Here is a 20,421-nt window from a genome sequence, read left to right as displayed (position 1 = left end):
TCAGAGCCTTATCTGGTCGAGATCGGTAACAACGTTCGTATTACGCGCGGCGTGAATATCACGACGCATGATGGTGGTGTATGGGTTCTTCGCCACCTATATCCGGAGTTATCCGACATCGATTGCTTTTCTAGGGTGAAGATTGGCGATAACTGCCATATAGGTCTCAATGCGACAATCATGCCGGGCGTCACTATCGGTAAAAACTGCATTGTCGGTGCTGGTGCAGTTGTTACCCATGACATCCCTGACAATTCTGTGGCGGTGGGTGTGCCTGCGAGAGTTATTGAGAGCGTGGAGGAGTATCGAAGAAAGAGTGAAGGGTCTTTTTTGCATACCAAGATGATGGCCTGGTCGGAGAAACGCGCTGCCGTTGAACGAGAGATTCGCGAGTCTGGTGAAAAATGATTACATCTAAACAAGAACTCAATGAGTTTCTCGAGTGCGATAGGCTTGCTTTACATCAGACGAGGTCTCGCCCAAGATTCTTCGGTGACGATGTGTGGAAATATCAGATTCGTTTGCGAAAGACTGAATGGTATTGGTACTCGGGGAAGTGTCTGAGAAATCCTTTTAACGCTGTGAAATTTCTGATCAGTAGGCACCTTCTTGCTAAGCGCGCTATAAGGCTTGGATTCTCTATTCCAATTAATGTTTTCGATAAAGGACTATCGATTGCTCATTACGGAACAATTGTCGTTAACGCTCATTCAAAGGTTGGTCGAAACTGTCGTATACAGGAGTGTGTGAATCTTGGGGCGACCGGGGGCAACAGTCTTTCGCCAATGGTTGGCAATAACGTGTTCATTGGAACTGGAGCAAAGCTAATTGGCGGTATTACCGTTGCCGACGGTGTTTCAATTGCTGCGAATGCTGTCGTAGTGAAGGATATTTTGGAGCCAAATACAACTTGGGGTGGAGTTCCCGCAAAGAAACTCTCTAATAACGGATCGAGGGAGTTTATCGATTCGCGTGTTTACAGTACTGTCAGTTAGGACTTCTATATGAATATTGAAAAGCTACGCCAGCATCCCTTTGTTGTGTTCGGCCAAGAACACTATAACCCTTTGGGGATTGTGAGAACGCTCGGTGAAAATGGCATCCATCCGACTGCCTTTGTATATGGAGGCGGGTTGAGGCTGACTTCAAAAAGTAAGTATTTGAAGAAGGTCTATGAGTTCGAGTCGCTCGATGAAGCCTACTATAAGCTACTTAAGTTTATAGAAAATTGTGAGGGTCCCAGGCCGTTTATCTTGACTTCTGACGATACGACTGAGAGCTACCTTGATCAGCGCTATGACGAGCTTGTTGATAAGGCTTATTTTTTTAACGCTGGAAAAGCGGGCCGTGTAACAGCATTTATGGATAAGAAAGCGATTCTCGCTGCAGCTCAGAAGCACGGTCTTAATGTTTTGGATGCGGTTGTTACCGAACGCGGCGTTGTGCCAGAGGGTCTAGATTACCCTGTGATTACCAAAGCGATAACTCCGACTATGGGCGCTTGGAAAAACGATATGCACATTTGTAATAACGAAGATGAGCTTCGCGCGGCTTTCGATTCCATTCGAAGCTATGAAGTGCTTGTTCAGAAATATATCGTTAAAAAGAATGAGCTATGCATGGAAGGCATTTCCTCTCCCGAGGGGTGCGACATGTTGATTACCATTGCGTCTACATACAATTATTATCTTCCGATGAGCTATAGCCCTTATATGACGGTGGGCAATCTCAAAAATCCTGAGCTTGAGGCGAAGCTGAGCGAGCTCATGGCCGACATTGGTTTCACTGGAGTTTTTGAAATAGAGTTTTTGGAGGACCAAGAGGGCAACCTTTGGTTTGGCGAGATCAACTTTAGGAACTCCACCTGGAGTTATGCTTCCACATGTGCTGGCATGCCGCTTGCACTGATATGGGCTGATTCTCAACTCACGGGCATAGTTGATCGGTCACTTCTGCGTAAAGTGCCTGATGGTTTTACTGCAATGGTGGAGATTACTGACTACCGCGAGCGCGTAAAGAAAGGCAAAGTTTCCTTGGGGGCATGGCTTTCTGATTTTAAGAATGCAGATTGCAGGTATTATCTAGGCCGTCATGGCGATATTGCACCTGTGGTTTCTTTGCTCGGGACGAGTGTTCGTCGCAAGCTGCATTTGGATCGCTAAGCTGGTGTGCGATTTGAGTAATTTCAAAAAAGTACTTGCAGTTTGTGGCGCTTGTATAGGGTTGTACATCGGTTCGGGTTTCGCTAGCATGCAGGAAGTCTTGCAATACGAGGCCTCCTACGGCAGTATGTTTTGGGTTGTTATTGCTGTTACTGCTATTGTTTATCTTTATACCAATTTGTCCTTTTCTATTAATGGTGCAAAGAATGAGATTAAGCGCGGCGGCGATATTTATGGTGTATATTGCGGCAAAATCATCGGTGGTTTCTATGACTGGTTTGCGGCGCTGTTTTGCTACATGAGCTTTGTAGTAATGCTCGGCGGTGCGAATTCGACCGCTATGCAACAGTGGGGTTTGCCCAATGGGGTCGGTGCTGTGATTCTTGCTTTTGCGGCCGTTGTAACGGTGGTTTACGGACTAGAGAATATCGTTAAAGTTTTAAGCTTTCTCGGTCCGCTAATTATTGTTTTTTTACTTGCCATAGTTGGGTACTCGTCGATCTTTGGCTCAATGGGATTCGTCGACGGCTCATCTGCCATCGACTCTAATGTATTTGATGTCGTTCAGATTGGCGGCGGTAATCCTCTGGCGTCAGGCGCATCATATGCTGGCTTTGTAATTCTGTGGTTTGCTGCTTTTCTTGGCGAGCTTGGCGCAAGGGAACAATTAAAAGATGTCAAGCGCGGAATGTTGCTTTCGAGTTTGTTTATATTTGGCACGGCGGCACTGTGCTGCGTTGCTTTGATTTCAAATATCGATTTAGTGTGGGATGCGCCAATCCCAACACTTGTGCTCGCTAACAGAATGAGCCCTTTTCTTGGACTTATATTTGCTGTTGTCATATTTGTCGGTATCTATACGAGTGCTGTGCCGTTGCTATGGACCGGAGTTAAGCGTATGGCCGTTGAGGGGACTTCACGTTATAAGTGTGTCGTCATTCTCGGAGGAGTTATTGGATGCATTATCGCTTGTCTGGTTCCTTACGCTCCGCTTCTGAATGTTCTTTACGGGCTTAATGGGTACCTTGGCTTTGCTCTCATGGCATTTATGGTTATCCATGATGTTAGGTCTTTGGTTCAAAAGTGATGTATTGATCTAACTTACCAATATTGAAATAAGGGGTGTCAGCTTAAGTTGACACCCCTTATTAATATGTTATGACCTTCGTTCGTTTTATATGTTCCAATAGATGGATGGCAGATTGCATTGAATGCCATATTGTTAGGGTGGCGCCCAGTATCCGTTTTACGATAAACAATAAAGCACCGGGGTTCATATCATCTCTGCTATATCTAAGTACAATAACGGCAATTTAGCACTTGGGCAACGGGATTAGCTTGGGTTTCGGTGCCCATTTATGGCAACCGCCTGCTTCGCGTCGCAGTCAAATATTGGCATTGGCTGCGGCGCACTTCTCTGTCCATTCATCTGCTTTGCCGTTTCGCACAAAGTAATTGTTGGACAGATCAGTTGAACGGTAGGCGTAGTCGTCCTTTTGATAGTTAGCCGTGTGGTCGGAGTGGGCGATAGCCATGAGTTCGTCGGTCAGGCCAAAGTACAGATGTCGCTGGTCCAGGCCCCCGTACCAGTTGTCGCTGGTGTCGTCCCAAGTTAGGTCCATCTGGCACCATTTGTCGTCGATCTTTACGGCGTTCCAGGTGTGGCCGTTGCCGGTGATGCGCCCGTTGGCGATGCCCGCAGCGTCAAGGAGCTTGGAGTAGATGCGCTGGTAGCTCTCGCAGGTGCCCTGGTGGCGCGTGAGGCCGCTTTCGGCCGAGCACCAGTTGAGGCTGTGGTCGTACTCCAGCTGGTCGAGCGTCCAGTCGTGGAGCCACAGCGCCATGTCGTATTCCGAGCCGTTTGTCTGTTGCCTGCACAGGTCCACGGCGTTGTTGACGATCTGCGTGACGCTCGGACGGGCGGCGTCGTTTACGGTCACCTCCGCCGTGGTGCGCAGGTAGTAGATCCCCTTGTCGTTTTGGGGGTCGTTTCTGTCGTTGTCCATAAAGTAGAAGCAGATGCGGTACGTGCCCGATGCCGTGAAGTCAAAGGTAAAGTCGTGGCCCGCCGTGCCCAGGCTGCAGTAGCTGGACCATGCCGGGCGCGACGGGTCGCAGACGCTTTCCTGGCTGCCGCCGTCCCAATAGGTGGGCACGTCCATGCGCGCCTTGGCCTGGGACGAGCCATTGGTCTGGGTTACATGGAAGGTCGTCGCGGTGCCCGCGGGGGCGTCGTTCCACGAGACGGTGAAGGTGACGCCGTTTTGGGTTGCAGCGACGGAGTGGGCGTAGATGGTTTGTGCCGTGGTGGAGATTGCGGCGGGCGTGGGGTTGGTCTGGGTGCGGAGGGATGGAGTGGGGGTTGTGGTGGCCGCGTCGGTTGCGGCGGCGGTGCCGGGGGTGGCGGGGATGCCGTCGGCGCTTTCCGTGTTGACTGCGCTGGTGCCGGTGGATGTTGCGGTGCCGTCCTCTACGGTATCTGCTGTCGCGTTTGTGCTGGTGCCATCTTCGGCCTTGCCTGTGTCGCTGCTCGTGGCGTCGGCTTGCGCCTGCTGCTCGGCGGTTTCTTGAGGCTGCATGACTTCCGCGATGGCTGCCATGGGCATCGTCGAGCTGACCATGGACGTGCACGCGATCGCGCAGAGCAGGTAGTAAAGGGGTCGTTTCATAGCGGAGCCTCTCGGTGAGCAGCCAATAGGGTCCGAAGGCAGCTCCAGGCCAGCACTCCGCACATATTTTGTTGCGGTTTATTTTACGGGAACCCCAGTCAACATCAGCGAACTTTCTGGGGAATGTTGGGGAAGGGTACCGTCAAGATTCTTTTGCAAATTGATTTTGCTGTCCTCGGCCCCGTCCTCTTCTAGTCCTCCGCCTTTCCCTTCAGTTCGTCCATCTCCTCCAGCTTCGACATATTCAGGCACCTCCTCTTGCCCCACTCGCGCTCCGCCACGTACTTCAGCCTCGCCGTCACCAGCATGAGGGCCGAGCTGCCGTCCGGGAAGGTCCCGACGACCCTCGTCCTCCTCCTGATCTCGCGGTTGATACGCTCGATCCCGTTGTTCGTCCTGATCCGGCTCAGCACACTCGCTCCCTGAGCTTGAGATTGTCACAATATCAGGTTTTGGGGGAGGGCGAAGTTCGTCGTGAGAATCATATCAGGCCCGAGTCTGGTCTACGCCATGACGTATTACGACAGCTCGATTTCAGGCTGCCGTTTGACGAAAATTATTAGACCAACGTGCCCCGTTAAAGCGTTAGGGAGTACCATTGCCTCAGGCGTTCACTGTCTGGTGCATGACGTTAACATCTGCTTGTCGGCTTTTCAATTTGGTCGATTGATTGCCGGATTTGCCATGTCGCCAAACGGAAGGGTTTCCATGTTGTTCCTTTTACATTTGCAAATCGCTGTTTAGGCTTTTGTTTACGGCAGATCGGTGGTCCTTTTTTTCAATAGAAGTGATGGTGCATTCTGGTGCTATGGCACCCTGCCCCAACAGTTCTTGATTCTGTATTGCTATTTGATTTCAATTATTCGTGGCAAGGATTGCTTTAGCACTTTCGACTGCGATAAACAGGTAGATTGATCGGTTTCCATTTATCAAATTTCTGTCGAAGTTAGGACGATTTATGACCCCTGAGTTCAAGCCTCACTACATTGCTTATTTTGATGTGCTGGGATACAAAGCATATTTTGAGGGCGGTGGAGACGTTGAGCGCTTGTTTGATTCGATTATGGATTTGACAGAGCAGGTTACCGAAGCGCGTTCAAGCGATGCGCTCGGGCCCCTTGGAATTACAGCGGTCAGCTTTTCTGATAACGTAGCCATCTCGTGCGATGTCGGCGCATCCGGCCAAAGTGAATCTTATCTTCTGGGCACTCTCATATCTCTCGTAGCAACTATTCAGCTTTTCTGCCTAAGTCGGTATGGCGTATTGATAAGGGGAGGAATCAGTTATGGCATGCTATTTGCTGACGACAAGGTCGTGTTCGGAGATGCTTTAATTAAAGCCGTTCAAATAGAAAATCGCACTTTTTACCTGCGAATTGAAGTTGATCAAGAGGTAGTCGAACGCATAAATCAAATGGCTGATGTTCCTGCGAGTGAGTTATTTATTGCCACCGATTTCGATGGGACAAGTTTTGTTAATTCGTTCGCCCTGCTTTCCGAGAAGGCTAAGGATAGTTGGATTGTCGAAACGGTCCAAAATTTAAGTGGGCTTCTTGTGCCAGCGAATATTTCGGTCATTGCATCAAATGTATTCCATTTAGCAAAGAAATACGGTCATTTTCCTTATAACGTATCGTCTGAATCAAAAATAATTAGTTATGAGAGGGTGATTCGCAAACATTTATGGCTCCTTATGCATTTTGAAAAGTTTAGCCTTAATGCGTATGGCGGTATTCCAATTATTAAGGAAGGTGCCGATAGAATTGTTTACCGGTGGACTCCCTTTTTAAATAGTCGTCTCTGTAGATTTGAATTGAGGGTATTCTCGTGTAGATACAGCCTCGACGAGCAGGAAAAAATGAATTCCGATAATGAGGTTGAGTTGACTCGTCCGTCGTATAGAAGCTCCAGATTTAGGACGCTTCGTGACATGCGTTAAAGGCATTGATTTCTTTGGTGGTGTCACTATTTCTCGGACACTTGCATCCCGGCGGTGGCGTACTTGGAATAGCCGCATAGCTCAAAAGGACTATTTTGAGCTATGCGACAAATAGTGTTATTCGCAATGTCGGACATGCTTGCTATGTTGAGTGTGTTTTCCGTTAAAGGCGATATTGATCATTTGGAAGATTGGTGCGCTGACGAACTTGAATAGTTTCAGATTATTGAGTTCATTAAATTTGCTAGAGAAGATCTCTACTTTTATTATCTAGCCCCAGCTATCCTTAATTCATCTGTCTCTATTCGTAAGGTCTCTTATGAGGTTCTCATGGGCGCTGCGCTATATTCAATAAAAAAGAAGTACGCCGATCTGATTCTGTCCGGCCTTAAAACCGTTGAATTTCGGAAATGCCGCCCTGGTAAGAGACTCGAGAAGATTGTTATCTATGAATCGCGGGGTAGTGGCAGAATTGTTGGGGAAGCCCTCGTCGACGATGTGGTTAATTGCTCCATTTCTCATGCTTGGCAGATTGCTGGTGAACGAGGCTGCATAAGCAAAGAGGAATTCGATTCATATTATTCTGGGCATACTTCGGTGACATTGATTGTTCTGCGTTCGCCTTTACGGTTTGCCCGTCCAATTTCTCTCTCTGAAATCGGATTGGCAAGAGCGCCGCAGTCTTTTTGTTATCTCTCGGACTTACAATGTTTGCGTATAGACGATTTGTCGCGTTGCTCCGAATTGATGGGTTGATATATGAAAAGTTTTGGCTTTTGGCTTGAATCAGAAGATAAGCCAGACATAGAGTCTCTGAGTATCGATGTGCTTCTGAACTTTAACCTTTGGTGCGAGCCTTCCTCCGGAGCTGGAAGGGATCTCGACTTCGGGTTTAAGCTTTCAAGAGCAGTCGATTCAGAAGGCGCTGACGAGCGTGGCTTATACTCCATTGCAAAGCATGTAAACGCATTTGTCCTTTATTGCCCCTTCAGTTTAGATAAAAAACAAGTTTTTGACCTTTACGATGTTCTGATTTCATCTCAGAGCAGGGTGCTCGGCGCGGTGTTTAACGAAAAGTGCAAAGTCACTTCTACCGATAGCAAACCGTATGCCTCTGTTGAATTTCTGGGTGGGAGCAACGATAGCTTTACGCTATGCAAGATTGCTAATTCCATATCAATCGAAGATACACCCGACGACGTGCCTGGTTGCTTTGTTCGCATTGCTTTGCCAGGCAATCTTCCTGATGGAGCTTTATATTTTAGATTTCGCATTAAAGGCCCTGGAGTTTCATCGCTTGTCCAGAAGCATGATTCAAAGGATTCGCCTCTCAACTCGGCTTTTTCCCGAGTTGAGATTGTTGACTTTAGATTCAATGACTACCGGACTCTTCCTGATTGCGCAAACAACCATGTTGAAGCTAAGTACTCCTCTTTTAGGCTCAATACGCTGCAGGCTCACTTTCTTCTCATGGCCGATTCTGGGGTAGATGTTGATTCCGGCGTGACTCTTAAGGAGAAGAGGCTTCTTGAGGGTGGACTTTGGGATGACTATCTCAAAGTTGGTCAGTCTGCCAGCGAGTCTAAGAGATTCGGCAGGCTTGGTGCCGACTCGGATTTTTCGAATCTTGTTGCCTGGCACTGGAAGAAGGGAGATTTGGCACCGGTTGATGGTTACCGCATGTATTTGAAATTAAGAATTCATGTGTGTAATTTCAAAACCATAGTAAAATACTTAATCTATTTATTTGGAATTACAGTTTTGTTCGATGTGCTTGAGAGACCAGTGATTGACTTTCTTTTGTCTATGCTTCGTATCGTGTTTCGGTTTTAGGTGGTGACTGTAGATGATTTCCGTTTTGGATAGTTTTGATACCGCTATAGTCCGCAAGGTGGCTATGACTGAATGTGATCAGCAGCTTTTTCGATTTATTTCCGACTCGATTATCCCTTATTATCCAAATGGTGCTGAATGGTTATCCACAAAGGTGTTTAGCGATGACTCCAGCCGTCTCTTGCTCATTTCTCAATTGCCAGATGGGCTAGTTAACGGGTTCTCAATTCTAAAGAATGAGGATTTCGAAAAGAAGATTTGCACCCTATTCGTTTCTCCTGATTTTAGGGGGAAGGGAATTGGCACTGCCTTGCTGAATCGCTCATTAGATTTATTGGGTTGCGACAAGCCTCTGATCACTGTTTCCGATGACCTGCTGCTTAGTTTTATTCCGTTATTCTCTCGGTATGGTTTTGAAAACATTGAGTCTTATGTCGATCGATATAGAGATGGACATATTGAGTACAGCTTTAATGGCGTTTTGAAGTGACGCTTTAAGCAGCTGAGTTGTTAAATCTGAAGGGGTGTCAAGTCGTTGCTTGACACCCCTTCTTGCGCAGCTCGTTACATGGCGCGAGGCCTGAAAAGTAGTCTGCCCTACGTGCCGGCACAAGGAGAGTGCGATGCATCCTGGTTTCGTTTTCGCCCTATCCTGGGGCTACTCACTCTGTTCAGTATGCTCGCTGTTGGGTTTTCATCGTTTTGGCTCCATGAGATTCGATTACGAGCGGTCCTATGCCATGCTTCTTGGAGCGCTGCGGAAACACCTTAAAAATGACTGCTTCGCGCTGGATCCGTCGAAGCACTTCGACTATATCGTGAGCATCTTTTCCGAGGGCTCCCTGCGGCGTTTCTTCGATTATCTTGATGCAGACATCTCGATGATGACCGTTCACTCCGCCAAAGGGCTCGAGTGGGGCACTGTATTCTTTCCGGGCGTTACGCGTTTCGATTGGCTTGGAAGGATTTGTTCGCGGTGCGAAAGTGCTGGTATGTGCTCGCGTTCTGCGTATGGATGCCGGATCGTGGGTGCGAAGAAAATGCCAGACGGGCTTATTGAGGAAATGGGCCTGTTGTACGTCGGTGTCACTCGCGCCCGCAAAGCGGTATATGTCTCCGCTTCTATGCAGCGCAGGACAAATAACGGGAACTACCAGGTTGCCCGCCCCTCTTGTCTTGCATCTTTTCCGGGCATTGAACCCGTAAGCTGGACGGCCAAGGACGGGGAGGGGTGATTTGTGGCGGTATGGAGTGTGTCCGCTATTGGCGCGAGGTCTGGTCGCGGCTCTCGCTGTGGTCTCATGGAGTGTGCCCAAGCTGTTCTTTGACTATAACGGCTTGGGCACTAGCGTCTTGGTGGGATGCGGTGTTTGTTTAATTGGCCACTGTTGAATATTGCGAAACGGCACCGCGGCATTGCCGATCATTTGGCACCGTGGGTTTAGTAAACTGCTATAAAAGCAGTTTGAAGTGGGGTTCTCATGATCCGAGTTCGAAAGTTGAAGTTATCGAATCATCCGGTATTAGGTAATCTGGAGTTGGACTTTACCGACTCCTCAAATAAAGCCGTTGATACTGTCATCATCGCTGGAAATAATGGCATTGGTAAAAGCAGCTTAGTCGAGCTGCTCTATCAAATCATGGCACATAAGTATCACGACATGCCATGTTATGTTGATTCAATCGAAGTCGACTTTGACTCCGAAATTCGAACATACGAGTTTTATGCCAAGGATATTAAGGGGCACGACTATCTCTATGTTAAAGATGGCTTAGGCCTCGATAATTGGGTGGGTTCGGATGAATTTGCCGAGATTTTTCCCACTTCCGCTATCTTTTCTGATGTCGATATTAATTTTAAGTCTGATCAAATAACTAATGTAACAAGTCGAAATATTGATGAATCTGTTGGGAGTATTCGCTCATCAAGTGATCTGCCCACTGAAATTAATCAGCTTATTATTGATATTCAGGCGCTTGATGATGCTGATGTCGCTAGGGTTGCTAGGAACAATATGGAAACTGGGCTCTCGCAACTTCAAGTCCCTCAAAGGATGCCTAGGTTCACCAAAGCCTTTGATTTGATGTTTGACGACCTGAAATACTATCGTGTTGATAATCGTGACGGTCATAAAGAAATTCTCTTTAAAAAGAATGGACATGACGTGCGAGTCGATCAACTGAGTTCTGGTGAAAAGCAGATTGTCTATCGTGGGTGCTTTATGTTGAAGGACTCGCATGCGCTCAGAGGTTCGTTTGTATTTATTGACGAGCCTGAAATTAGCCTCCATCCTTCATGGCAGGAGAAGATTCTTCACTTTTATAAATCGTTGTTTCAGGACGAAGACGGGAACCAAACTTCTCAAATCTTCTGCGTAACCCACTCTCCCTTTATTATTCATGATGAAAATCGATATAACGACAAAGTAATCGTTCTAGCTAAGAATGAGTTCGGTGAGGTAGTCGCTCAGACAAATCCGGAGTTTTACGGTCCTGGTACGGTCCAAGCGGTGAAGGATGCTTTTTCGGTTTCATGGTTTGTGAACGAAGCCCCCACTGTTTTTCTCGAGGGGCCTACCGATGAGCAGTATTTCAACAAAGCACTTTCTTTTGCCCATACTACTAATCACCTGCGTTTTAAATGGATAGGAAAGAAGAGTCCCGATGGATCGTGTGCATTCACGGGTGCACCATCGCTTAATAAGGCTGCCTCTTATTTGGATGCAAATCCTCCATCGGTCTTCACTGCTTTCCTGTTCGATTGCGATCAAAAGATTAATGAGTGTTTAAGCAACAATGTGTTGCGAACGAAAATGAAAACTTACAAATCCAGAAAGCATTTTAAGAAGGGAATCGAAAATGCCCTAGTGCTGGATGACGATTTCGATACGTCGTCTTTTTATCAGGAAAAGCAAACCTTTGGAGATTATGGCGATAAAAAGGTGATTTCTGAGTTTCAAAAGCAGGCCTTTTGTGATCACATCTGTTCTCTGCCCGAGGAAGAACTCAGGCAGATTTTGACGCACCTAATTGAGACCATTGAGCATATTGATGGGATGATCACAAGGGCTAAAGAGCGGAAGTAATTTAACTGATATTAAGACTGTTCGATGCCTTCGGATTACCTGTATTCCTCTATTCTAAGTTCAGTAAACTCTTGATTGACTAAACTTAAAGTCTATAATCAAAGAAAAACTCTGAAATATCTTTTCAAAATAATGAAAGGAATGTTGAGGACGATGCTTTGTCAGTTCACCTTCAGGAACTATAGATCCTATCGCGACGAGACCGAGCTTTCTATGCAGGCAACATCGATGAGGGAGTTCGAGTGCTCCCTCATAGAGTTCCCTGACGGGCAGAGTTTTCTTCCGGTGGCTGCGGTGTACGGGCCTAACGCTGGCGGCAAGTCTAACCTGCTCGAGGCGCTTGATTACGTTCGCTCGGCGGTGGCCAGGCCGATCAGATTGCTGTCTGCCAGCACTGATGCGCCAGAGGGTAACCGTCCTTCGATACCACGTTGCTCTGCGTTTGAGTTCGATGAAGTGTCGGCTGCTGAGCCCACCGAATTCGAGCTCTACTATCGCGCGGGTGAGCACGAGTACCGCTATGCCCTGTCCGTGCATGCGGACGAGATCGTGTCCGAAGGCCTATGGCGGCGAAAATTGGGAGCGTCACGCACGGCGATGCTGTTCGAGCGTGAGGGCGCAGAGGTTGAGCTCGGTCCCACGCTGCGTAAGCTCGTGACGGCTGCGAGATTCAACCCGAGGCTGCCGTACCTGTCGTTTCTCTGCATCAACTTTGACGCGCCGGTGGTCAAGGAGGCTGCCAGCTGGTTTCTTGACGGGGTGTTCCTGAACTATAACAGCTCCTATCTGGAGCAGATGCTCGAACAATTGCTCGATGAGGATGACTCACCCGAGGTCACGCGTTTTTTGCGCGCCGTTGATGTACGTATTGATGGCTTCAGAGTGGAGAGGGCGCCGGAGTGGCGCGGCCAGCGCGTCTTCGTGAGGCACGAGGTGGGCGGCAAGGCGTACGAGCTGCGTTTATCCGAGGAATCTGCCGGAACCCAGAAGCTCATGGGGTTGGCTGCGTATCTGATGACAGCGCTTGAGCGTGGTGGCACCGTTGTGGTAGACGAGCTCGACGCCAAACTGCACCCGAAGCTTCTTCGCTATGTGATTCTGCTGTTTAAGGATCCTGGGGTCAACAAGAGTGGCGCGCAGCTCATCTTCTCGTCCCAGGATGTGTCAACCATGCGAAACGATGTGTTCCGCCGTGACGAGATATGGTTCGCTGCGCGCGGCGAGGGGGAGGCGAGCCAACTGTGGTCTCTCGCCGACATCCACGAGGCAAACGGTAATCTGGTAAGCAAGAACGCGGCTTTCGACAAGCAATACCTGTCCGGTCGCTACGGCGCCGATCCGTATCTCACCCGCATCGAGGAGTGGGATTAGCATGGTGGCGAAGAAGTCGAAGGGCTGGCGTAGCGGCAAACGAGAGGGCCGCTCGCGCATGGTTCAGATGACGCGTCATCTTGTAGTGAGCGAGGGCAAGGAGACCGAGCCTCGCTACTTTGAGGGTGTGCGTGCGGCGTTGGGTGCGGCGAACGAGCGTAAGGTTGCCATTGTCGTTAAGGGGACCGGCAAACATACACTTGACCTACTTGACTTTGCCGTCGAACACTGCCGCTATGCGCCCGAGACATTCGACCATGTGTGGCTCGTGTATGACAAGGATGACTTTCCTGCGTCCGACTTTGACGCGATGGAGCGCAAATGCGACGAGCTCTCCGATGGTTCGAGGACCTTCCATGCGTTGTGGTCGAACCCCTGCTTCGAGCTGTGGCCTCTTCTGCACTTTCGCTACACGACCGCGCATATGTCCGCGTCCGACTGCCAGCATGCCCTCGCGCAGGAGATGTCGAGAGACCTGGGCATCGAGTACCGCAAGAACTTGGACGGGCTGTTCGAGGTGGTGGACGGCAAACGAGGCGAGGCATTGCAGCGTGTTGGGCGCCTCGTCACATACCATAGGGGGCTGGGTAACGTTAAGCCATCTGCGCAAAACCCTGCAACTAAGGTGGGCGAAATTTTCGATGTAATCGGGCCGTATCTGGCTGGCTAGTCGAGTCTGTGGATTGGCTTTCCGGTTAGGGCGATTGGCGGATTGTGATGCGCGATTGCAAATCCGGTGCGTAGGAGAAGTGCGGAGAAAAATCGAAACTCGCCGAGCATAGCCCGATTTCAGGCAACAAAACCGCAGGTCGCGGGTGCCCAAAACTAGGGTCTGGTCGACAGGTCTCGGTTTTTCACCCCACTTCCGAATTGGTCGCTCATTTAGCACTCTTGATGTCCCCACATCCTCTAAAAAAGTTCTTAAAACAGCCTTAAAGGCGTTCCAACTCGCGTTGACAGCGTAAAATACGCATGTTTGACTATGACAGAAGTGGATTTTAGGGGAGGAGTACGCCATGGAGGTGCTGGTTGTTGGCAACACCGCATATGTTGACGATGACTTTTGCGCCAAGGCATTCCCCGGGGACCACGTTAAGGTTGTAGCCGCGCAGGAAGCGCGCCGCGATGAGTCGTCGCCTCATGCCTCGTGGAAAGAGCTGCTTCAGCACTTGGAGCAGGCCTACGAGTTCGACCGCGTGGTCTACCTGTCTAATTACCTTACCCCGCATACCGATACCGTGGGCGATATCGAGCTGCTGCGCTCGGTCTTTCGTGCGTGCATGGGGCGCCGGGTTCAGCTGCTGTTTGTAGCCGGGCCCGCGGGCGCTGAGGATGCCACCGATGCCGCAGAACAAACGGGCAAAGGCATTATCGCGCGCGCAGCCAACGACCTGTGCCGCTACTACGCTGCTCGCGAAGGCGTTCAAACCAAGATCCTGCGCGTGCCGTTCCTGTATACCGCGTCTGCCGCACTGGAGGAACCGTTTTTGGTTCCGCTGTTCGACGCGTGCTCAACCGGATCGGTCGCTCTGCAGGGCGCGCAGGATGCGGCGTTTCCCCTGCTGTGTGCCGAGGAGCTTGCGGTGCTGATTCGCCGCATCTTTGACAGCTGGGATGCCAGCTTTGAGATGCTCGACGTTGCAGACGCTTTTGGCCATACGGTAGGCGATCTGGGCGAGGCACTTCAGGGACTCTTTCCTGAACTCACGGTTGCCTATGGCGATTCTGCCGGCTGCGCCCTGCCCGCCAGCGACGTCGCTCGCGTGCGCTATGGCTGGTTTCAGCGTTACGACTTGCTGCGCGATCTTTCGACCATTCAAGCGCGTTGGGATGCTGGTCGCGCAAAGAAGGTCAACCCCTTGTGTGCCGCCATCGACCGCATCCAGATGCGCACGTTGCCTATTAAATGCCTGGAGACGGGCGTTGCCTGGGTTCTGTTCGAGGTGCTTGCGCATCTGTTCTCGCAATCGGCCCAGCTCAACGTGCTCGATTATCGCCTGCTCTACGTGGTACTGATCGGCACACTGTATGGCCTGGACTTTGGTCTGGTTGCGGCGCTGCTGGCGTCGGTGGGTTTGGCCGCGAGCTACTTTACTCAGTACGGCTATACCTTCCAGGGCCTGTTCTACGAGCCGTCCAACTGGCTGCCGTTTATCGCGTACTTTGTGGTGGGTGCCGTGTGCGGCTATGTGCAGCTGCGTAACAGCGAGGCCATTAGGGTGGAGCGCGACCAAAACGAGCTCGTACGTAATCGCAATACGTTCCTCACGCAGCTCTACCACGATGCCATCGAGGACAAGCGCACATACAAGCGCCAGATTGTGGGGCGTCAGGATAGCTTTGGCAAGATCTTTGCCGTGACGCAAGAGCTCGACGTGCTCAATCCGCGCGACATCTATCGCAAGTGCTGCGAGCTTCTGGGTGAGATTCTCGAAAACGATTCGGTGGCGATCTATCACGTTTCGGGCGGGGCGTTTGCACGTCTGGTGGCGGCGAGTCCCGTGATTGCCGAAGACGCCACGCGCTCGTTTTCGCTTGAGCAGCTTGCGCCCCTTTTGGGCGGCGGGGGTCGTTCGAACCTGTGGGTGAATCGCGAGTTGACGCCGGGGCTGCCCATGTTTGGATACTCGATCGAGCGCGACGGGGCACCCGCCGTGTTGATCTCTGTGCGTCGTGCGGCTCAGAATCAAATGACGCTCTATTACCAAAACCTGTTCCGCATCTTGTGCGGCTTGGTCGAAAGCGCGCTGGGGCGCGCCTTTGACTATGAGGCGGTAGCTCAGGATAAGCGCTGCGTTGACGGCACTTGCGTGCTCAAGCAGGCGGCCTTTGGCCAAGAGCTTGCGGCCGAGCAGGCGCTGGCAGATGGCAAGATGGGCAGCTTTTTGCTCCTGCGCGTGGTACCGGGCATGGAGCCTGTCGGCGAGCTGGTGGGCGCAATTGGGTCGGCAATCCGCGAGAGCGACGCGGCGGGCTTGGTCGACGGCGACGTGCTCTACCTGCTTATGCGCCAGGCAAAGGCGTGCGACCTACCCATTATCCGCGAGCGTCTGAGCGCGAAGCAGATTGCGGTGGAGCCCGTCGACGGTGAGGACATCGTGGCGCTGCTGCAGCACATCGCTTACACCGGTGACGGTGAGGGGGATGCCGCTTGATCTCGCTTATCGTTGCTGCCGTCTTGCTGCTGATTCATGCGCTGGTTTGCCTGGTGCTGTGGACGCTCATGAAGCTGGGCCTGCTGCCGGTGCACGGGCACATGCTGCCTGTAATAGTGCTGGTGCCGCTGTGGGGCCCGTTGCTGGTGGTTCTGCTATCGGTCCGCAGCGCGGTGTTTGGCGAGGGACTGAAAGAGTCTGCGCTGGAGTCGCTGCGCTTCAACGACGACCTGCATCGCAGTATGCCGGTACCGAGTGGTGAGGGCGATGCAGGCGTGATTCCGCTCGAGGAAGCGCTCATCGTCAATGACCCGGCAGACCGGCGCCGCCTAATGCTCTCCATGCTCACCGAGGAGCCCGACGCGTACCTGGCGCAGCTGCAGGCGGCTAAGCTTAACGACGACGTTGAAGTGGCGCACTATGCCGCGACGGCGGTGGCGCAGATCTCCAAGGAGTCCGACCTTAAGCTACAGCAGCTGGAGCACGCGTTTAAGACCGATCCCAGCTCGCATAACCTGGATGCGTATTGCGACTTTTTGGGCGCCTATCTGGACTCGGGTTTGGCGGAGGGCCGCGTGGCACAGATTCAGCGTCAGCAGTATGCACGCTTGCTCGCGCGTCGTTGCGAACGCGAGGACGGGCCGGCGTTGCGCATCCGCTATGCCACGGCGCTGGCCGATGCCGGCGAGATCGATAAGGCAGAGGACGTCGCGAGCCAGTTGGTGATCGATGCGCCAGACGAACAGGGCGTTTGGATGCTCTGCCTGCGCTTGGCTGTGATTCGTCGTGATGGGCAGGCGGTACAGCGCGTAATCGACGCGATCGACAAGCAGCATGTGTATTTGAATGCTGAAAATCGTGAGAGGTTGGCTTTTTGGCGCGACGGGGAGGAGGCCAGATGAGCGTGGTACAGCATATCCGCGACCGTGCGGGCCATTTTCGCTGGATGGGGCTGCTTGTGGTATGGGCGGTCTTTATTGTCATGGCGGCCGTGCTGCTGGTGGAGCGCGCCGGCGTACAGTACAGTGCGGGCCAGCATAAGCTGGGCATGCTCGCTGCCAACGACGCGGTGCCGGCAAGCTCGGCGATGTTTGGCCAAAAGCCCACGTGCTTGGTTATTACCGACTCGGACCAAGATGGCGTCGAGGACGTCAAAGAGCAGTTCGACCAGATCTTGCTCGACATGAAGATCGCGCACCGCGACGTGGACCTTGCCCTGGACGGCGCGGATGCCATTCCCTCGCTGACCTCTTACGATCGCGTGATTTTGCTCATGCCGTCGCTCGATGGGCTCGGTACGCATCTGACCGACATTATGAGTTGGGTGAGTGCCGGCGGTTCGCTTATGCTGGGCATGACTCCAGATAACTCGAACTACCTGCAGGCTATTGCTTCCAAGCTTGGTATCGAATCGGCCGGATATGACTATGCGACAGCCGAAAGTATCGTTCCGAGCGAGAACTTTATGTTGGGCGGAGGAGAGCGCTACGAGTTCTCGGATCCCTTCGATTCTTCGCTCTCGGTTTCATTGCGCGAAACGGCGCACGTATGGGCAAAGACCGGTGACGCGGGCACGCCGCTCATTTGGTCTAACGATTGCGGCAGTGGTCACACCGTGGTGTGCAACATTGGCATCTACGACAAGGTCATGCGTGGGTTCTATGCTTCGGCCATAAGCTTGCTGGGTGATGCCACGGCCTATCCGGTCATCAACAGCGCCGTGTTCTATTTGGACGACTTTCCTAGCCCCGCGCCCTCGGGCGACGGCACCTACATCAAGCGCGACTACGGGCTTTCCATCGCCGACTTTTACACCAAGGTCTGGTGGCCCGATCTGCAAAAGCTCGCGCAAAAATACGGCATTCGCTATACCGGCGTGATGATCGAAAACTACGAGAACGCGGTTGACCAGACCGAGCCTGCGCGCCAGGCCGATACCACGCAGTTCCGCTACTTTGGCCGCATGCTGCTGCAGATGGGCGGAGAGCTGGGCTTTCACGGCTACAACCATCAGCCTCTGGCGCTCTGGGATACCGATTACGGCACGCTGTATGACTACAAGACCTGGAAGAACAAGGAAACGCTCGTCGCATCGCTCAACGAGCTTATCGCCTTTCAGGACGAGGTGTTGCCCAACGCGCACGGCTCGGTCTACGTGCCGCCGTCGAATATCCTTTCGGCCCGTGCGCGCAAGCTTATCGGCACCGACGTTCCGCGCATTAAGACCATCGCCAGTACGTATTTTGAGGATGGCACCGACCTGCCGTACGTGCAGGAGTTTGGCGTGGCGAGCGATGGCATTGTGGAGCAGCCGCGTATTGTCTCGGGCGGCATGGTCGACGATTCCTACATGCGCCTGGCTGCCGTGTCCGAGCTCAACATGCACTACGTGAGCACGCACTTTATGCATCCGGATGACCTTTTGGATCCCGATCGCGGCGCCAAGGAGGGCTGGGAAGTCTACAAGGGCGGCCTGATTGACTACCTGGACTGGCTTACCAAGTCTGCGCCCGACCTGCGGCGTCAGACCGGTTCGGAATGCTCGGGCGCTATCCAGCGTTTTTCGTCCATGACGGTGAGCGTGGATACAAGTGCGGATGCCTGGACGCTCAGCCTGGGCAATTTCCACGACGAGGCGTGGCTCATGTTCCGCGCCAACAACGGCGAGCCGGGGACGGTCACGGGTGGCGAGATTACGCATTTGACGGGCGACCTGTACCTGGTCAAAGCCACGGACAAGACGGTGACCATTGCACGCAAGGAGGGTGGCGACAAATGAGAATCTGCTTGGTACTCGAGGGTTGCTACCCCTATGTGCACGGCGGCGTATCTACCTGGATGCATGGCTATATCCAGGCCATGCCCGAGCACGAGTTTGTGCTGTGGGTGATCGGCGCGCATGCTGCCGACCGCGGCAAGTTTGTCTACGAGCTGCCCGGCAACGTGGTCGAGGTGCACGAGGTGTTCCTGGACGATGCTCTGCGGCTTTCGGGCGAGCAACATGAAGCCAGTTTTAACGACCGCGAGCGCGAGGCGCTACGCCGCCTGGTGTCGCTCTCCAATCCGGACTGGGACGTGCTGTTCGATATCTTTCAGCGCCGTCGCGTGCATCCGCTCTCGTTTTTGCAGAGCCGAACGTTTATGGACATCTTCCGCGACGTGTGCCTGGCCGAGTACCCCTACACGCCCTTTGCCGATGCATTCCACACCATGCGCTCCATGTTGCTTCCCGTGCTCTACCTGTTGGGCAGCGAGGTGCCGGTGGCCGATGTGTACCATGCCATCTCGACCGGCTACGGTGGCCTGCTCGCCTGCCTGGGCTCAAGCGTTCACCATGCGCCGGTGCTGCTGACCGAGCATGGCATCTATACCCGCGAGCGCGAGGAAGAGATCATTCGCGCTGACTGGGTGGTGCCGTCGTTTAAGGATCGCTGGATTCGCTTTTTCTACCTGCTTTCGGAGGAGATCTACCGCCGCGCCTTCCGCGTGACGAGTTTGTTCCATAACGCCCGCAAGACGCAGATCGATATGGGCTGCGATGCGGGTAAATGCCTGGTCATTCCCAACGGCATCCAGTTCGACCGCTTTAAGGACATTCCCTTAAAGCCCGATGACGGCTGGGTGGACATTGGCGCGGTGGTGCGCCTGGCGCCCATCAAGGACGTCAAGACCATGATCTATGCGTTCTTTGAGCTGCACGAGCGCCTGCCCAAGGTGCGCCTGCACATTATGGGCGGCGTGGACGACGAGGAGTACGGCGCTGAGTGCCACGCGCTGGTCGATACCCTGGGCGTGCGCGACCTGATCTTTACCGGCCGCGTCAACGTGGTCGAGTACATGGAAAAGCTCGACTTTACCATTTTGACGAGCATCTCCGAGGGCCAGCCGCTCAGCGTGCTGGAGTCGCTTGCAGCGCGCCGTCCCTGCGTGACGACAGAGGTGGGCTGCTGTCGCGAGCTGCTCGAAGGCGCCCCGGGCGACGACTTTGGCGTGGCGGGTTTTGTGACGCCGCCCATGTATCGCAAGGGCTTGGCCGATGCCATGGAGCGCATGTGCGTGAGCCGCGCCCGTCGCATTGAGATGGGGGAGCGCGGGCAGCGTCGCGTTGCCACGTACTTTTTGCACGAGCAGATGCTCGCCAACTATCGCGCGCTGTACGACGAGACGGCGTGTGCGTTTAACCTGCCCAGAGAGGGGGAGTAGCCG

16 protein-coding genes and 2 pseudogenes are annotated in these 20,421 nt (G+C 52.5%); 16 read left to right on the top strand and 2 right to left on the bottom strand.

The window, feature by feature from the left end:
* Nucleotides 1–147: 147 nt before the first annotated feature.
* From DW943_RS10800 to DW943_RS02765, 4 genes and pseudogenes are all read left to right on the top strand, one after another.
* Nucleotides 148–291 (top strand): annotated as a pseudogene (locus tag DW943_RS10800) (DapH/DapD/GlmU-related protein); the annotation flags it as partial.
* Between the two features lie 113 nt (nt 292–404).
* Nucleotides 405–995 carry a serine O-acetyltransferase gene (locus DW943_RS10795; protein WP_117779297.1) on the top strand — a complete coding sequence of 197 codons (591 nt, stop codon included), beginning with the start codon at nt 405–407 and terminating at the stop codon, nt 993–995.
* A gap of 9 nt (nt 996–1,004) precedes the next feature.
* On the top strand, nt 1,005–2,162 hold the full coding sequence (locus DW943_RS02770) for an ATP-grasp domain-containing protein (protein ID WP_117862116.1): 1,158 nt from the start codon (nt 1,005–1,007) through the stop codon (nt 2,160–2,162).
* 13 nt (nt 2,163–2,175) lie between these two features.
* On the top strand, nt 2,176–3,249 hold the full coding sequence (locus DW943_RS02765) for a hypothetical protein (protein WP_199413495.1): 1,074 nt from the start codon (nt 2,176–2,178) through the stop codon (nt 3,247–3,249).
* Between the two features lie 298 nt (nt 3,250–3,547).
* Here DW943_RS02765 and DW943_RS02760 read toward each other — a convergent pair whose 3' ends face one another.
* Nucleotides 3,548–4,831: a transglutaminase domain-containing protein gene (locus DW943_RS02760; protein WP_117862115.1), complete on the bottom strand. Its 1,284-nt coding sequence runs from the start codon at nt 4,829–4,831 to the stop codon at nt 3,548–3,550.
* Nucleotides 4,832–5,022: 191 nt separating this feature from the next.
* Nucleotides 5,023–5,238, bottom strand: a pseudogene (locus DW943_RS02755) (transposase); the annotation flags it as partial.
* A gap of 551 nt (nt 5,239–5,789) precedes the next feature.
* On the opposite strand from DW943_RS02755, the gene DW943_RS02750 reads away from it, so the two are divergent.
* The 12 genes from DW943_RS02750 (at nt 5,790) to pelF (ending at nt 20,418) form a co-directional block, all read left to right on the top strand.
* The gene (locus DW943_RS02750) at nt 5,790–6,770 is read left to right on the top strand and encodes a hypothetical protein (protein WP_117862114.1); all 981 of its coding nucleotides are present in this window, start codon (nt 5,790–5,792) and stop codon (nt 6,768–6,770) included.
* A gap of 330 nt (nt 6,771–7,100) precedes the next feature.
* A complete protein-coding gene (locus DW943_RS10790; RefSeq protein WP_117862113.1) occupies nt 7,101–7,526 on the top strand; it encodes an ASCH domain-containing protein in 426 nt (141 codons plus the stop codon).
* Between the two features lie 3 nt (nt 7,527–7,529).
* The gene (locus tag DW943_RS02740; protein ID WP_117862112.1) at nt 7,530–8,603 is read left to right on the top strand and encodes a hypothetical protein; all 1,074 of its coding nucleotides are present in this window, start codon (nt 7,530–7,532) and stop codon (nt 8,601–8,603) included.
* Nucleotides 8,604–8,616: 13 nt separating this feature from the next.
* Nucleotides 8,617–9,093 (top strand): N-acetyltransferase, encoded by a 477-nt coding sequence (locus DW943_RS02735; protein WP_117862111.1) that lies wholly within the window; start codon nt 8,617–8,619, stop codon nt 9,091–9,093.
* Between the two features lie 133 nt (nt 9,094–9,226).
* Nucleotides 9,227–9,838, top strand: coding sequence for a 3'-5' exonuclease (locus DW943_RS02730; protein ID WP_117862110.1), 612 nt, complete (start codon nt 9,227–9,229; stop codon nt 9,836–9,838).
* A 303-nt stretch (nt 9,839–10,141) separates the two neighbouring features.
* Nucleotides 10,142–11,689 carry an AAA family ATPase gene (locus tag DW943_RS02725; protein ID WP_158566069.1) on the top strand — a complete coding sequence of 516 codons (1,548 nt, stop codon included), beginning with the start codon at nt 10,142–10,144 and terminating at the stop codon, nt 11,687–11,689.
* Nucleotides 11,690–11,842: 153 nt separating this feature from the next.
* Nucleotides 11,843–13,060, top strand: a complete 1,218-nt coding sequence (locus DW943_RS02720; protein WP_158548969.1) for an ATP/GTP-binding protein — start codon at nt 11,843–11,845, stop codon at nt 13,058–13,060.
* Nucleotide 13,061: 1 nt separating this feature from the next.
* Nucleotides 13,062–13,730 (top strand): RloB family protein, encoded by a 669-nt coding sequence (locus tag DW943_RS02715; RefSeq protein WP_117818377.1) that lies wholly within the window; start codon nt 13,062–13,064, stop codon nt 13,728–13,730.
* A 346-nt stretch (nt 13,731–14,076) separates the two neighbouring features.
* Nucleotides 14,077–16,215, top strand: a complete 2,139-nt coding sequence (locus DW943_RS02710; RefSeq protein WP_117862107.1) for a DUF4118 domain-containing protein — start codon at nt 14,077–14,079, stop codon at nt 16,213–16,215.
* On the top strand, nt 16,212–17,117 hold the full coding sequence (locus DW943_RS02705; protein WP_117862106.1) for a hypothetical protein: 906 nt from the start codon (nt 16,212–16,214) through the stop codon (nt 17,115–17,117). Before DW943_RS02710 ends, DW943_RS02705 begins: the two co-directional genes overlap by 4 nt.
* Complete coding sequence (locus tag DW943_RS02700; RefSeq protein ID WP_117862105.1) at nt 17,114–18,994, top strand: DUF2194 domain-containing protein; 1,881 nt, start codon at nt 17,114–17,116, stop codon at nt 18,992–18,994. Before DW943_RS02705 ends, DW943_RS02700 begins: the two co-directional genes overlap by 4 nt.
* On the top strand, nt 18,991–20,418 hold the full coding sequence (gene pelF / locus DW943_RS02695; RefSeq protein WP_117774276.1) for a GT4 family glycosyltransferase PelF: 1,428 nt from the start codon (nt 18,991–18,993) through the stop codon (nt 20,416–20,418). The genes DW943_RS02700 and pelF overlap by 4 nt, the downstream gene beginning before the upstream one ends.
* Nucleotides 20,419–20,421: the final 3 nt, after the last annotated feature.

Origin of the sequence: Collinsella sp. AM44-11 (assembly GCF_003467145.1) — a bacterium.
In the GTDB taxonomy this organism is placed as follows: Bacteria; Actinomycetota; Coriobacteriia; order Coriobacteriales; family Coriobacteriaceae; genus Collinsella.
This window is presented reverse-complemented; position numbering and strand designations above follow the sequence as displayed.

What these genes read in the sequence shown, in the direction of transcription:
- DW943_RS10795 (WP_117779297.1), top strand. Translation starts at nt 405, where the DNA reads ATGATTACATCTAAACAAGAACTCAATGAGTTTCTCGAGTGCGATAGG.
- DW943_RS02770 (WP_117862116.1), top strand. Translation starts at nt 1,005, where the DNA reads ATGAATATTGAAAAGCTACGCCAGCATCCCTTTGTTGTGTTCGGCCAA.
- DW943_RS02760 (WP_117862115.1), bottom strand. Translation starts at nt 4,831, where the DNA reads ATGAAACGACCCCTTTACTACCTGCTCTGCGCGATCGCGTGCACGTCC.
- DW943_RS02750 (WP_117862114.1), top strand. Translation starts at nt 5,790, where the DNA reads ATGACCCCTGAGTTCAAGCCTCACTACATTGCTTATTTTGATGTGCTG.
- DW943_RS10790 (WP_117862113.1), top strand. Translation starts at nt 7,101, where the DNA reads ATGGGCGCTGCGCTATATTCAATAAAAAAGAAGTACGCCGATCTGATT.
- DW943_RS02740 (WP_117862112.1), top strand. Translation starts at nt 7,530, where the DNA reads ATGAAAAGTTTTGGCTTTTGGCTTGAATCAGAAGATAAGCCAGACATA.
- DW943_RS02735 (WP_117862111.1), top strand. Translation starts at nt 8,617, where the DNA reads ATGATTTCCGTTTTGGATAGTTTTGATACCGCTATAGTCCGCAAGGTG.
- DW943_RS02730 (WP_117862110.1), top strand. Translation starts at nt 9,227, where the DNA reads ATGCATCCTGGTTTCGTTTTCGCCCTATCCTGGGGCTACTCACTCTGT.
- DW943_RS02720 (WP_158548969.1), top strand. Translation starts at nt 11,843, where the DNA reads ATGCTTTGTCAGTTCACCTTCAGGAACTATAGATCCTATCGCGACGAG.
- DW943_RS02715 (WP_117818377.1), top strand. Translation starts at nt 13,062, where the DNA reads ATGGTGGCGAAGAAGTCGAAGGGCTGGCGTAGCGGCAAACGAGAGGGC.
- DW943_RS02710 (WP_117862107.1), top strand. Translation starts at nt 14,077, where the DNA reads ATGGAGGTGCTGGTTGTTGGCAACACCGCATATGTTGACGATGACTTT.
- DW943_RS02700 (WP_117862105.1), top strand. Translation starts at nt 17,114, where the DNA reads ATGAGCGTGGTACAGCATATCCGCGACCGTGCGGGCCATTTTCGCTGG.
- pelF (WP_117774276.1), top strand. Translation starts at nt 18,991, where the DNA reads ATGAGAATCTGCTTGGTACTCGAGGGTTGCTACCCCTATGTGCACGGC.